The 13,352-nt window shown below is 64.6% G+C and carries 13 protein-coding genes and 1 pseudogene; 5 read left to right on the top strand and 9 right to left on the bottom strand.

The features are described 5' to 3' along the window. Positions 1-6 precede the first annotated feature (6 nt). The 4 genes from APY03_RS33750 to APY03_RS33735 all read left to right on the top strand — a co-directional run bounded on the left by APY03_RS33750 (position 7) and on the right by APY03_RS33735 (position 3,998). Positions 7-1,479, top strand: a complete 1,473-nt coding sequence (locus APY03_RS33750; protein WP_162487180.1) for an FAD/NAD(P)-binding protein — start codon at positions 7-9, stop codon at positions 1,477-1,479. Continuing rightward, positions 1,457-2,734, top strand: coding sequence for an alpha/beta fold hydrolase (locus tag APY03_RS33745; RefSeq protein WP_083944744.1), 1,278 nt, complete (start codon positions 1,457-1,459; stop codon positions 2,732-2,734). The genes APY03_RS33750 and APY03_RS33745 overlap by 23 nt, the downstream gene beginning before the upstream one ends. A 102-nt stretch (positions 2,735-2,836) precedes the next feature. Then, positions 2,837-3,376: a hypothetical protein gene (locus APY03_RS33740; RefSeq protein WP_068684201.1), complete on the top strand. Its 540-nt coding sequence runs from the start codon at positions 2,837-2,839 to the stop codon at positions 3,374-3,376. Positions 3,377-3,698: 322 nt separating this feature from the next. Continuing rightward, positions 3,699-3,998 carry a carboxymuconolactone decarboxylase family protein gene (locus APY03_RS33735; RefSeq protein ID WP_068684199.1) on the top strand — a complete coding sequence of 100 codons (300 nt, stop codon included), beginning with the start codon at positions 3,699-3,701 and terminating at the stop codon, positions 3,996-3,998. Between the two features lie 6 nt (positions 3,999-4,004). Here APY03_RS33735 and APY03_RS33730 read toward each other — a convergent pair. From APY03_RS33730 to APY03_RS33695, 9 genes and pseudogenes are all read right to left on the bottom strand, one after another. Then, positions 4,005-4,397 (bottom strand): annotated as a pseudogene (locus tag APY03_RS33730) (HpcH/HpaI aldolase family protein); the annotation flags it as partial. Between the two features lie 45 nt (positions 4,398-4,442). Then, on the bottom strand, positions 4,443-6,137 hold the full coding sequence (locus APY03_RS33725) for an FAD-dependent oxidoreductase (RefSeq protein WP_068684197.1): 1,695 nt from the start codon (positions 6,135-6,137) through the stop codon (positions 4,443-4,445). Positions 6,138-6,168: 31 nt separating this feature from the next. Continuing rightward, on the bottom strand, positions 6,169-7,626 hold the full coding sequence (locus APY03_RS33720; protein WP_068684195.1) for an NAD-dependent succinate-semialdehyde dehydrogenase: 1,458 nt from the start codon (positions 7,624-7,626) through the stop codon (positions 6,169-6,171). Positions 7,627-7,630: 4 nt separating this feature from the next. Next, positions 7,631-8,371, bottom strand: a complete 741-nt coding sequence (locus APY03_RS33715) for a class II aldolase/adducin family protein (protein ID WP_068684192.1) — start codon at positions 8,369-8,371, stop codon at positions 7,631-7,633. Continuing rightward, entirely contained in the window at positions 8,368-8,544 is a 177-nt protein-coding gene (locus APY03_RS42930) for a hypothetical protein (protein ID WP_174262795.1), read from the bottom strand. Before APY03_RS42930 ends, APY03_RS33715 begins: the two co-directional genes overlap by 4 nt. 13 nt (positions 8,545-8,557) lie before the next feature. After that, on the bottom strand, positions 8,558-9,139 hold the full coding sequence (locus tag APY03_RS33710; RefSeq protein ID WP_083944743.1) for a 3-phenylpropionate/cinnamic acid dioxygenase subunit beta: 582 nt from the start codon (positions 9,137-9,139) through the stop codon (positions 8,558-8,560). Between the two features lie 24 nt (positions 9,140-9,163). Next, positions 9,164-9,961 carry an SDR family NAD(P)-dependent oxidoreductase gene (locus tag APY03_RS33705; RefSeq protein ID WP_232081269.1) on the bottom strand — a complete coding sequence of 266 codons (798 nt, stop codon included), beginning with the start codon at positions 9,959-9,961 and terminating at the stop codon, positions 9,164-9,166. Positions 9,962-9,968: 7 nt separating this feature from the next. Beyond that, positions 9,969-11,336 carry an aromatic ring-hydroxylating oxygenase subunit alpha gene (locus tag APY03_RS33700; RefSeq protein ID WP_068684188.1) on the bottom strand — a complete coding sequence of 456 codons (1,368 nt, stop codon included), beginning with the start codon at positions 11,334-11,336 and terminating at the stop codon, positions 9,969-9,971. Between the two features lie 20 nt (positions 11,337-11,356). Next, on the bottom strand, positions 11,357-12,358 hold the full coding sequence (locus APY03_RS33695; protein WP_068684186.1) for an FAD-binding oxidoreductase: 1,002 nt from the start codon (positions 12,356-12,358) through the stop codon (positions 11,357-11,359). 155 nt (positions 12,359-12,513) lie between these two features. Between APY03_RS33695 and APY03_RS33690 the strand changes: the two genes are divergently transcribed. Then, positions 12,514-13,278: an IclR family transcriptional regulator gene (locus APY03_RS33690; protein WP_068684184.1), complete on the top strand. Its 765-nt coding sequence runs from the start codon at positions 12,514-12,516 to the stop codon at positions 13,276-13,278. Positions 13,279-13,352 lie beyond the last annotated feature (74 nt).

Genomic DNA, 13,352 nt, shown 5'->3' with positions numbered 1-13,352 from the left:
CTGGACTTGCCAGCAGCCGCACGCGTCGTTGTTGTCGGTGGGGGTGTCAGTGCGGCATCTTTCGCTGTTCAACTTGTCCGCTCCTCTTTGACACCGGTGGACATCACCATCATTGAGCCCCGGGAGCATGTGGGGCGGGGCCTGGCGTACTCAGCGACAGACCCTGATCACCGCCTGAATGCACCGCTCGACGTCCACTGGATCGATCCGCAGCGGCCACTCGAGCTCCGGCAATGGTTCGAGGCGGCGAATGTCCTCCACCGCGACACCGGTTGCCGGACTGCAAACGGGCAGGTGTTCCTGCGGCGCTCCGACATGGGGGAATACCTGAGCGCGAAAGTTCAGGCCCACGCAAGCGACGCGCGCACAGGATCATCGATCCGCCATGTTCGGGACACGGCAATCTCTGTCCGGATTCGCGACGGACTCTACAGGGTCACCACCGAGCACCATGGTGACGTCGCAGGCGAGATGCTGGTGATTGCTACGGGCAACCCAGTTCCTTCGCTCCGGGCGCCCTTTCGCGAGGAGCACCGCTCGGATCCCCGGATCATCGCGAATCCATTGGAGCCGGATTGCCTCCACCGCATTCCACAGACGGCACGCGTGCTGGTGGTGGGCAGTGGGCTAACGGCGCTCGACATTGTCTCCACCTTGGTTCGCCGGGACCACCGCGGCGGCATCCTGGTGGTTTCACGGCGCGGATTGAAACCGCAGCCCCAGTCACCAGAGACGCTGCAGGCGCCTCCGAGGCTGCCGGTGCTGACGACCGATGTCCCCGGGTTCATTGAGTCGGCACCCACCCGGGTAGGTGCGTGGAGCGCAGCTTTGCGCAAGGAGATTTTGCGCATGGCAGCGCAGGGGCAGAACTGGTACCAGGCCTTCGATCCTGTGCGGGATGTGGTCTGGAAGCTCTGGCCCCCGCTGCCCACGCCCGAGAAGCTGCGCTTCTTGAGGCGTCTGCGCGTGTTCTATGACGTTCACCGCTTCCGCACGCCACCGATGAACGAAGCCATGGTCGCTGAAGCGGAACGCGAGGGTAGAGTCCACTACGAAAAGGCAACTCTGCGTACGGTGGAAGCGCATGCTGATGCATTGAAGGTCGAACTCTCCAGCGCCACAGCTGACTCCGGCAAGTGGCACGAGTTCGACCTCGTCGTCAATTGCACGGGACTGGATTCCGGATCCGCCTGGCGCTCCAATCCGCTGTTGCACAACCTCTTGGAGATCGGGATGGTGCGGCTGCATCCAACCGGGATCGGGTTCGAGGTCAGTGAACATTGCGAGGCCTTGGACGCCGCCGGCGTTCCGCTTCCCACGCTGCGCGTCATCGGGCCACCGACCGCCGGCGCATTCGGCGACCCGGTCGCCATCCCTTTCATCGCCAATCAGGTGCGGCGGATGTTGCCGCACTTGCTGGGTACTCTCCAGTCCATTTCCTTGAAAGACCATACCCATGAGCAATACTCAATTGAATGAAAAGTACATCGTTGCGGGAGGATTCAAGACCCGGTATGTCGAAGCCGGACCCGCTGACGCCGTTCCTGTGGTCCTGCTGCACGATGGCGGATTCGGTGCCTGCGCCGAGACATCCTGGGGAGGCGTAGCGCCACTGCTGGTGCAAGGCGGCTACCGCGTTCTGATTCCGGACCTGCTCGGTTTTGGCGGCACGGACAAGGCGTACTTCTTCGATCGTTCGCCGGTCGCATCCCGCATGAAACACGTGGGCGACTTCTGCGCGGCGCTCTCGTTGCAAAGTGCGCACTTCGTCGGCACTTCGTTCGGAGGCACGCTGGTGATGCGCGCCTTGACGGTGAAGCCGCACCCTTGGCCGATTGCGAGTGCCTGCAGCATCGCCGGCACGGGCGGACCCTGGCGTGTTCCCGAAGCCATGGCCAAGCTCGCGGAGTTCGACGGGTCCGTGGAAGCCATTGCACGGCTCGTCTCGATGATTGCCGATCCGGCACATGAAGGTTTCGACCATGACGCGTACGTGAAGGAACGACACGCAAAGTCGCTGGTTCCGGGTCACTATGCAGCACTCTCCGCCGCACGCTTGCAAGCCCCGTGGGAGCAGGGCGGTCCCTCTGCACAGGCGGATGCATATCCGAAATCGCTCGAAGGGTGCACCGTGCCGCTGTTGCTCGTCGAACCTTCCGACGATCCGAGCTGCCAGCCTGGCTGGACTTCGCACATCCAGAAGGTCCTCCCCGCGGTCAAAGTGGAGAAGATCTCGGGGCGGCATACACCGAACATAGATCGACCGCAGCTCGTGGCGGACCTGCTGCTGCAATGGCTCGAGCAGGTTCGCGAGAGCCGGCCACAGAACGCCGCGAAGCGATTGCACGGGCAGGGTAGGGCCTTGACGGAGACAATCATTTCTCGCCTAAAGGATGCCGAGTTCAAGTCGGAAGGGCTACGAACCTACTTCGAGTACCGGGACCTCGGCGTCACCGAAGCGACCGATGGCAGGTTCGTGGCAAGAGTGATCCGCCCGCGGGACGGGCTTCCAGTCTCCGCCGGGTGGCATGTTCACTACGCCGACTTCCGGCTGCTCTACGTGCTGAAGGGGTGGCTCAAGTTCCACTACAAGGATCACGGCACCTTCGAGCTGAAAGCCGGTGACGCCATCTTCCAGGCACCGGACCCGCATGCCGAGCTGGAGCACTCCGAAGACATCGAGGTGCTGGAAGTGGCGTCGCCCGCAGACTTCGTCACTGAAGATTGCATCTGATTCGGATGTCCGCCGTACAGCGCTGAGCGATCAGTGTAAGAGCCAGTGCCGGTATTGCGGTCGGTACTTTCGGGGGACTTCAACCAACTTTCAGGAGCCCGGATGTTTGATCGTGAGCAGTTCATCGAGGACTGTGCTTCAGCCGTTCGGCAGGGTGACAGACAGCGCGCCGTCCAGGAAGTGGTGGCCCGCGCCATGACAGATCCTGCCGCGGTGCTAGAAGCATTGGGACAGCCAGCGAGGCCAGGTCCGCAGATCGTCCGCGCTTCGGATTCGATCACGATCCTGAACGTCACATGGCCGGCGCACTGCGTGCTCCGGCCGCACAACCATCTGATGTGGTCCGTGATGGGTCTCTACTGCGGCCGGAAGGACAACATACTGTGGCCCAGGCTGCCTGGCGACGGGCCCTCCCGGATCTCCGCAGTCGGAGCGAAATCCGTGTCCACTGGCGATGTGCTTTTGCTCGGAAAGGACATAGTGCACTCCGTAGTCAACCCGAGTTCCAGGATTTCTCGTGCCATCCACATCTATGGCGGCGGCTACTTTCACACGCCCCGCAGCGAATGGGATCCGGACACCCTGGGCGAGAAGCCGCTTGACCTGGAAGCCTTCCTTCGCGCGCTGGAAACGAAGTCCTGACGCCCACGGTTCAGATCCGTCGAAACAGGAGGCAACCGAATGAGCGCCGTAGGCTGGGCTGGGCGTGACGCCAGGAGAAGGCCGAGGGCCCGGCCCCGCTCATTGAAGTCGACTCGTCCGCGCCGCGGACGAAGATCGCGGCGGCCCTGCATACAGCAGATTTCCCCCCGCGTAGCGACGCCGCGCCATTCCCATCCGGATTTCCTGGGCCAATCGGCCTGGCAGTTCAACCCCTAGCCAGCTTCCTTCTGCTCAGTACGGTATCGCAGCCGAAGCATTCGCGAATGCTTCTTTCCTTTCTTTTTCTATTCAGGATTCAGGTATGTATGACATGAAGAATATGGCCAAGCTGAAGACATTGCGCAGTTTGGCGCCGGAGGCCGTTAACAGCTTTCTTGCCTTCACCGAGGCTGCACTCAAGGATGGTGCAATCCCTGCCAAATACAAGGAGCTAATCGCGATAGCGGTGGCCGTCACTACCCAGTGCCCGTACTGCATCGAAGACCACGCACAGCGTGCACGCAAAGCCGGCGCGAGCGAAGCGGAACTCGCCGAGGCAACCATGGTGGCCGCAGCGATGCGTGCAGGTGGAGGCGTAGCGCACGGTCTTCATGTGGTGTAGTCAGGGCGAAGCGGACAGGTCCGCCGGCCCGATGAACACACCGTCCACGCCGTCGGTGGCGGCGATCGCGTCGAGGTTGTCGAGCGCTTCGCGCGTTTCCACCCGGACGAGCAGGCAGACTTGGTCATTGGCCTCGAGGTAGTAGCGCGGATAGCGGCCCCAACGGGAGGCGCGTGCGCCGCCCATGCCGCGTACGCCGCCGGGCGGATAGCGCATCGAACGCACGACCTCGGCGGCCTGCTCAGGGGTGTCCACCATCGGAACGAGCACCGTCTGGATGCCAAGATCGAGGTACTGCTTGATCAGCGCTTGGCCGACGTGGCCGTGACCCATGGGCACGCGCGCCACGGCATTCGTCTGCGGATATGCGGCGATCGCCTGCGCCTGCTGCAGGACGGTGCTCGGCGTTGGCACGTTCGAAGGATTGACGGGCGTCTGCATCGTTCAGGCCGCGATGACCGCTGCGGAGCTTTCCACCGCAGCACGTCCGTTCTGTTCAAGCGCACCGCGAATGCGGTCGACCAGTGCCAAGCAATCGGCCGGGCAGGCATCGCCGCGCCATGCCACGTGCTGGTCGGGACGCGAGAGGACCAGCGCGCGGTCGTAGACCTCGGCACCGTCGCCCGCGTCGAGGTCCACGACCTTCATCGGAACGCCGTGCTTCTCGGCCGCAGCGAGCAGTGGAGCCACGTCCACGGAAGGATCCTTTCGGATGATCGCGTAGCCGTTGCCGAGCGCGTCGTACAGCGACCTGCCATCCTTCAGCCATACGTGCGGTGTCCGGCAGCCGGGCACCGTGGAAGGCGTGAACGTGGACATCGTGTAGGCGGGGGGGGACTCCTGGTCGTACTCGATCAACGGCGACTTGTCGTAGAAGTAGCCGAAGTTCAGCCCGCCGCAGCAATACTGCTGCACGTTAAGCTCATAGAGTGCGCGGCCTGCGGCCTGCCGCACGGCATCGCCCTCGGGGCCTTCCTTCTCGATGTCCTGCGGCACGCCTTCGCGCTGGGCCTGCAGCGCCAGTGCATGGTTCATCGCGAACTGGGAGACCTGCTCGGTGATTGGCAGGCGCTCGGCCTCGTACGCATCGAGGATGGCTTCGCCCGCCCAGCCCTGCAGGTAGGCGGCGAGCGTCCAGGAGAGATTCATCGCGTCGGCGAGCCCGGCGTTCATGCCATAGCCCGCCATCGGAATCCACAGGTGCGAGGCATCGCCGCAGATGAAAACGCGGCGGTCACGAAACTTGTCGGCAACCAGCCGACGCCCGATCCAGTCTTCCTTGGTGATGATTTCGTACTCGAAGTCGGGGCCGACGCCAAGGATCGTGCGGATCGCCCAGTCGCGGTCGACGGAGTCGAAGGTCTCGCCGGCATGAAGGTAGTTGTGCATCAGCCACGTCTCCTTGCCATCGATGGCATAGACGTTGCCGCAGCGGCGGGTGTTGAGCCCGAAGGTGGCCCAGGCAGGCTTGTGCTTCAACAGGCCGAGCAGGGCGGGGGCGCGGAAGTAGGTCGACTGCACGCGGCCCACCACGTCGGTGCCGCTGAGCTTTGCGCCGATCTTCTTGCGGACCATCGATTTGCCCCCGTCGCAGCCGATCATGAAGTCGCAACGAATGCGCAATGTCTCGCCGGTGTCGAGGTTCGTCGCTGTCGCGTCTATGCCTTCCGCATCCTGCGCGAACTCGTCGACCTGCGTGCGATTCAGGATGCGCACGCCGGCTGTGGACTCCGCGTGCGCGAAGAGCACGGGCTCGAGGAAGATCTGGTTGATGCGGTGCGGCGGCTCGGGCGTGGGCCACCAGGTGTCGGGGCCGCCGGTGGCGGTGTAGCGGTCCTTGCGCGCGGGGATCGGAATGCGCGAAAGCTCGGTGCCGGTGACTGCCGTCCGATAGGCCACATCGTTCGGATAGTCGGCGGGGAGGCCGGCTTCGCGCAGCGCCTTGGCCACGCCCAGCCGGCGGAAGATCTCCATGGAGCGCGCGGAAACGTGATTGCACTTCACGCTCGGCGGCTCGCCGCGGTGCCGGACCTCGGCGACCAGCACGTCGATACCGCGCTGAGCCAGGTCCATGGCAATCGTCAGGCCGACGGGGCCGCCGCCGACGATCAGGACGCGGGTCTTGAGTGAAGTTTCCATTCTTGTAGTTCCTGGTTCGGAAGGACGGGATTCAGGCGATGCCGCCCATGCACAGATACTTGGTGTCGACGTATTCGTCGATGCCGTACCTGGAGCCTTCGCGGCCCATGCCGGACTGCTTGACACCGCCGAACGGCGCGACGGCGGTGCTGATGACGCCGGTGTTGATGCCAACCATGCCAGCTTCGATGGCATCGGCCACGCGCCACACGCGCGCGATGTCCCGCGAGAAGAAGTAAGCGGCCAGCCCAGATTCGCTGGCGTTCGCCACTTGCACGGCTTCGGCTTCCGTGTTGAAGCGCAGCAGCGGTGCGACGGGCCCGAAGATCTCTTCGTTGGCGATCTTCATGTCAGCATTCACGTTCGTGATCACCGTCGGCTCGTAGAAGTTGCGCCCGAGGGCATGGCGTTGACCGCCGGTGAGGACTCGCGCCCCGCGCGCCACGGCGTCGCCGACCAGTTCCTCGACCTTGGCCAAGGCGTTGCCGTCTATCAGCGGGCCCTGCTGGCTCGCGGGGTCGGTGCCATCGCCGACGCGCAGCTCGGCCACTGCGGCCGCCAGCTTCTTCGCGAAGGCGTCATAGATGCCGTCCTGAACCAGCAGTCGGTTGGCGCAGACGCAGGTCTGGCCGCTGTTGCGGTATTTGGATGCGATCGCGCCCGCGACCGCCTCGTCCAGGTCGGCGTCGTCGAAGACGATGAACGGCGCATTGCCACCGAGCTCGAGCGACATGCGCTTGAGCGTCGGGGCGCACTGCGCCGCGAGCACGCGGCCGATCTCTGTCGAGCCGGTGAAGGTCAGCTTCCTGACCACCGGGCTTTGCGTCAGCGCGGTGCCGATCTCGCGGGCGCGGCCCGTCACGACGTTGAAGGCGCCAGCGGGCACGCCGGCGCGGGCCGCGAGCTCCGCCATCGCCAGGGCGGACAGCGGCGTCTGTTGCGCGGGCTTCACGATGATCGTGCATCCAGCCGCCAGCGCCGGTGCCACCTTGCGGGTGATCATGGCGCAGGGGAAGTTCCACGGCGTGATGGCTGCGCACACGCCGACCGGTTCTTTCTTCACCACGATGCGCTTGTCGGCCCAGGGCGAGGGGATGACATCGCCGTACACGCGGCGAGCCTCCTCCGCGAACCATTCCACATACGAAGCCGCATAGGCGATCTCGCCCCGCGCCTCCGCGAGCGGCTTGCCCTGTTCACTTGTCATGATCAACGCCAGGTCTTCCTGGTGTTCGATCAACAAGTCGAACCACTTGCGCAGGATGCGCGCGCGGTGCTCCGCGGTGGTGGCGCGCCAGGCCAGGAACGCGCGTTCGGCCGCGGCGATCGCGCGGTGGGTCTCCACCTCACCGGCGTTGGGCACGTTGCCCACCACCTCGCCGGTGGCCGGATTGCGCACCTCGATCCAGTTCCCCGCGTCGTCTCCGACCCATTCCCCGTCGATGAAGAGGGCGTTTCGCAGCAGGTCGGGGTCTCTCAGTCTCAGCATGGCGTCACGTGCTCCATTGGATACCTGCTCGGCGCAGCATGGCGTCGAAGATCAACTGGTGGGTCGTGGATTGCCCGGCCACTCGTGTTTCCGGCACCTTGCGCAGGATCTCGTCGGCGATGGGCCGATTCGGGCCGGCGCCGGCATCGGACGCCAGCTGGATCTCGCATGCGCGCTGCAGCACCCACAGCCGGTTGAAGGCCGTCGGCAGGGTAGGGCCGAGCGCCAGCAGCCCGTGGTTGCGCAGGAGCAGGTGATTGCGCTCACCGAGCGAGCGCACCAGCCGCGGCTGCTCGTCGAGATTGGTCGTGACGCCTTCATAGTCGTGGTAGGCCAAATCCCCGTACAGCATCGCGCTGTAGAAGTTGTCGTGCCTCAGGCCTTCCTCCTTGCATGCGATGGCGCAGCCCGCGGTGGTGTGCACGTGCATCACGCAGTGCGCATCGGGGCGTGCGGCGTGGAGGGCGGAATGGATCACGAAGCCCGCCTTGTTCACTTCGGCCTTGCTGCCGTCCAGCACCGTGCCGTCGATCGCGATCTTCACCAGGTTTTCCGGCGTCACTTCCGAGTAGTGCAGGCCGAACCGGTTGATGAGGTACTGGGCCTGACCGTCGCCCGTGTCCGGCACCCGCACCGTGATGTGGTTGAAGATCAGCTCCGTCCAGCCGAGCCAGTCGAAGAGCCTGTAGCAGGAGGCGAGCTGCAACCGTGCCTGCCGCTCCTGCGGCGCAATGTCCTGCTTCATTCGTCCTCCGCCGTGCCCACGATCTCCTCGCAGTGGATGAGCTCTTCGTCGCTGTCGCCCGCGCGGCGTGCCTGGACCCAGATGCCATCGCCGATGTTTTCCACCACTTCGGCAATGGTGCCGTCCTTGAGCCGAAGCTTCTGGCCCGGCTCCACGGTCATGAGGTTGATCATTTGTGGTTTTCCTTCAGAAGAAGACGGTGAGGTTCTTGGCCAGCAGCACGTTCTGGTGGATCTGGATTTCCCGCTTTGCCAGCTGCAAGCCCGATGGGGTTCTGCGGATCATGTCGCGGCGGTCGCCCACGAAGAAGTACTGCTCGTGCTCGCAGCGGTTCTGGTAAATGAGGAACCGGCTAGACACCGAGACCTCCTCTTCGCCTTCCGCGTTCATCGCGATGCCAGTCAGCTGCACGTTCGTGACCAGGCGGCAGACGCGCGACAGTGGTTCCTCCGCCCAGTGCACGCCCGTGAGGATCTGCTCGGCACGCTTCGTCAGCGTCCACTTGCCCTCATTGAACCAGCTCATGTGCTTCTCGCGCGTGGTGTTCTCGCGCGCCGCGTGCTCGCCGAACTTGACGTTGAACGTCATTGGCATGAAGTACTCGAGGTCCTCCGCGAGCGTATCCACCCATTCCTTGAATCGGCGCTCGTCGAGCAGGTTGGCTTCGTCGAAAAGGAACTCCTCGACTTCGCGCTTGATCTCGTAGTACCGCGCGTCCCGGGGCAGACGCGCAGGCGTCTGCACGGCAACTTCAGCGATCTCGGACATTGTTCTCTCCAGTGATGTTCGTTGTCAGGTCTTGGACGGAATGGCCGGAATGGGGCCGCCCTGGTTGGCGAAGCAGCCGACGTCCAGCACGGTGCCGGAGACGGTCTCGGCTTCGTCGGACAGCAGGAACGCGACGGCGTGCGCGAGGTCTCGACCCGTCGCGGGCCGGCCGGCGGCCGTGCCGGACACGGGTCGGCTGGTGAAGGTCTTCACGTCGCCGCCGACGCGGCCGACGCTCATGCCGGACACGATGCCCCCGCCGCCGGGAATGGCGACGTTGACGCGGATGCGGTCGTGGAAGTGGTCATAGGCCATGGCGGTGCTGAGCGCCAGGATGGCGCCCTTGCTTGCTGCGTAGGCGGCCATGTTCGGTTTGCCATGGCCGGCACCCGAGCCGATGTTCACAATGGCGCCCCCGCCCTGACGCTTCATGTGCGGGATCACCGCGCGGCTCATGAGGTAGGTGCCCTTCAGGTTCACGTCGACGATGCGCGTGAACAGTTCCTCGGGGGTGTCGAGCACGGTGCCGAGCGGGCCGATCGCGGCGTTGTTCACCAGTCCGTGGATGGCCCCATGGCGCTGCAGCGTGTGCTGCACGACCCGCTCGACGTCCGCGGCCCGGGAGACATCCGCCTCGAGGATGTCTGCCTCGCATCCAGCCTGCTTGAGTTCCGCGAGCAGGCTGTCCGTGCCCTGGGCCGTGCTGGACACCTGCGCCTGCGAAAGACCGAAGGCGACCACCCGGTGGCCGCGCCGGGCCAGTTCCACGGTGATGGACTGGCCGAGCCCGAAGGTGCCGCCCGTGACGATGATGACGCTCATGTGCGGCTTACTCGGCAAAGCTTGCCGGCTGCGTGTCGTGGCGTCCCAGCAGGGTGTTCCAGTCGGCACCGTTCATGTAGTCGCGCCAACGGCGGTAGAACTGCCGCGGGTTTTCTTCGCTGACCTGGGTGCTGACGTTGCCCGGCATGGGGCTGTCGGTCTGCACCTTGCCCAGCGACTGCTGGTAGTTGTAGGGATAGCGCTTGGCGATCACGCCGCGGCTGCCGGCGGTCGCGTAGTTCCAATTCTCCATGTCGTCCTGCTCGGTCATGCCCGCGGGCCCGGAGTAGCGCATGTAGTACTTGCGCAGGAAATCCTTCACATCCTGCGGCGCGTCGGCGTCCACCAGGAAGAATCGCCAGGCTTCCGTCGCCTCCGGCCCATGGGGGTGCCAGACGCACAGGTTGCGCGGTTGCGTGCCATGGAAGGACACGTTCGGAAAGATCGTGCCCACGAAAGGCACCAGGCGGTTGCGCTCGGCGCCCATGCGGCGTTTGCGCTCCTCATGGCAATGGCGGAAGTATTCGGCGATGACGGGGTTGTCGCGATAGGTGTCGACGAACTCCGTGTTCTCCGGCATCAACGCGCTGTGCACACCGTGGCCTGCCGGGAAGTTCACCCAGACGTGCTTTGCCTTCTCGAGTTCGTTGTCGCGGCGGCCCTTGACCCCCGCTTCCGCGCTCGGGCCGATGCCGATCAGGTCGACCGAGCGGTGGCTCACGTTGTGGTACGTGTCGCCCAGGAAGTTCTCCGCAGCAAATTTCCAGTTGCACGGGATGATCCACTTGTGCACGCCGAACAGCACCTCCGAGCCGCCCTCGCGCCCGTCCCGTGCGTCCAGCGCGAGGTCCAGGTGGGTCTTGGCGTCGCCGAGGTAGGTCATGAAGTCCGGCGCGTCCTTGTCCCAGCTCGCCCACACGGTGCCCTTGTAGATCTCCATCTTCGGCACTTCGATCAGAGACCATTCGTCCTTGTCCAGGCAGCCCTCGTACAGGCTCTTGAACTGGGGCACGCCGAACAGCTTGCCTTCGGTGGTGTAGCTCCAGCTGTGATACGGGCAGGTGAAGAGCTGGGTGTTGCCGTGGTCGTATTGGCAAACCTTCATCCCACGGTGCCGGCAGGAATTGAGGAAGACGTGCACCTTTTTCTTCTTGTCGCGTGCCAGGATCACCGATTCGGCGCCCATGCGCGAAGTGAAGTAGTCGCCGGGGTTGGGGATCTGGCTTTCGTGGCCGACGAACAGCCAGGAGCGGGTGAAGACCTTCTCGAGTTCTTCCTCGAAGACATCCTTGTCGGAGAAGATCTCGCGGCTGATCAGGCCCTTGCGCAGATTGATCATGGCGTTGTAGCGCGACTCGGTGGTGATGGGGATCATGAGCTCTCTCTTGGCTGGGTTCAGGTGAAGCGTTCGCACAGGACTTCCTTGCGAGGCAGTCCGATGGATTCGGCGGCCGAGCGGCCGGCCTCGACCATCGGCGGCGGCCCGCACAGGTACACCCGTGTATCCGCATCCAGATGCAGTTGCGCAATCAGGTCGGTGGGATAGCCGCGGTGGGCAGGAGGCCCGTCGCCTTGTTCGACGGCGAGATGGATTGCCACGCCAGGCAAGCTGGTCCGCAGCTGCTCCAGTTCGTCCATCGCGATCAGGTGGCCATGCGTGCGGGCGCCGATGACGACGGTGGTGCGGGGCTGCTGGGTGGCGGGGTCGGCGGCAACGGCACGCAGCATGGACAGGAAGGGCGCCAGGCCCGTGCCCCCCGCGACGAACAGGCGCGGCCGGTTCTCGTGACGCAGGAAGAAGGTGCCGTGGGGCGCGCTGATGTCAACCATGTCACCGACCTTGGCGGCATCCAGCCAGGACGAGAACGCACCGCCTGGCACGATCCGGATGTAGAACTCGAGCCGGTCCGTGCCCGGAACGTTTGCCATCGAGTAGGAGCGCACGACCTCAGTTCCGCGCGGATGGATGCGCACGTACTGCCCGGGCTCGAAGACGACCGTCTCTCCTATGGCCAGTTCGAGGCGCACGATCTCGCTGGCGACCTGGTCGATCGCGGTGACCTCCGCCGGCATCGGCGCCGGTTCCTCCGTCAATGCTTCCGTGGAGTCGTATGGGAACTCGATGGCGCACGGTGCGCTGACATGGCACACGCATGGCAGCACCACGCCCGTGTCCCGGTCTTCGTCCGGCAGCACGCTCGGGTCGTACTCCTGCATGTCCACCTCGCCGGAGACGAGCTGGGCGGTGCAGGTGCCGCACTGGCCATTGGAGCAATCGGTCAGCAGGTTGAGTCCGGCGGCTGTTGCGGACTCCACCAGGTTGTGGCCGCAGGGCACCTGGAGGCGTCGTGAGACGCCGTCGGAAAAGAGCAGCGTCACTGGAATGGTCGTCGTCAAGGGGACCTCGCAGGCTGTTGGTTGGGGTGTGGTGGGTGTTCGAAATGTCCGCTGTACGGACTGATAATCCATTGTACGGACTAGAATTGCGTGCTGTCAACGTGTCCGTGTGGTGGACAATCGAGGCTTGTGAGTTCGAACCACAGGATCGTTGAATGAGCGAAACGGAAAAAGGCGAGAACGTCCGGGCCGTCGGGAGGGCGCTGGAAATCCTCGCGGCATTCACCCCGCAGGATTTCGAGTTGTCGGCGGCGGAGTTGCTGAAGCGGGTCGACTTGTCGCGCCCCACCTTGTATCGGCTGATCTACACACTCCAGGAGCATGGTTTCCTGGCATCCGTCGGCGAGCCTCAGCGCTTCAGGCTGGGACCGGCCGTCGGCAAGCTGGCGCATGTCTGGACGGCGAGCATCGACCTGGCGACCATCGCGGAGCCGATGCTGCGCAGGCTCTGGCAGGAGACCAACGAGTCGGTGTCGTTGTACGTGCCGCGCGGGGAGCTTCGCACCTGCGTGGCGGAGCTCGCCAGTCCCCAGGCGCTGAGCTTCAAACGCGGCGTTGGCTACACGGAAAAGATCGTTCGCGGAGCAACCGGGCGCGCCATCCTTGCCTTCTTGGAACTGACTGCGCAGGAGCTTCGCAAGTATGTCCAGGGCAGCGGCGTGTCCATGAAGGAGCTCGAAGCGGAGCTCGCGCAGACCCGCAAGCGCGGCTATGCGACGAGCCGCAGCGAACTGATCGAAGGTGCCGTTGCGGTGGCGGTTCCCTTCTTCGACCGCACGGGCCGGGTCGCGGGGTCCATCGGGGTCTACGCCCCCGAGGTCAGGCTGGGCGCCACACGTCAGCAGCAGATCGCTCGACTCTTGCTCGACGAGTCGGTCAAGCTCTCCGAGGCCCTCGGCTTCGGCGGTTCCGCGGCCTGACACGCGCGCCGTCTTTCCCCTGAGAGGCTTCCTGGACGGATTGCGCTGGACAGCGTAGTCCGTCGCCTGGCGCA

It is taken from the genome of Variovorax sp. WDL1, from assembly GCF_001541225.1.
In the GTDB taxonomy this organism is placed as follows: domain Bacteria; phylum Pseudomonadota; class Gammaproteobacteria; order Burkholderiales; family Burkholderiaceae_C; genus Variovorax.
Note: the sequence above shows the minus strand (reverse complement) of the source record. Positions and strands in the feature narration are given on the sequence as shown.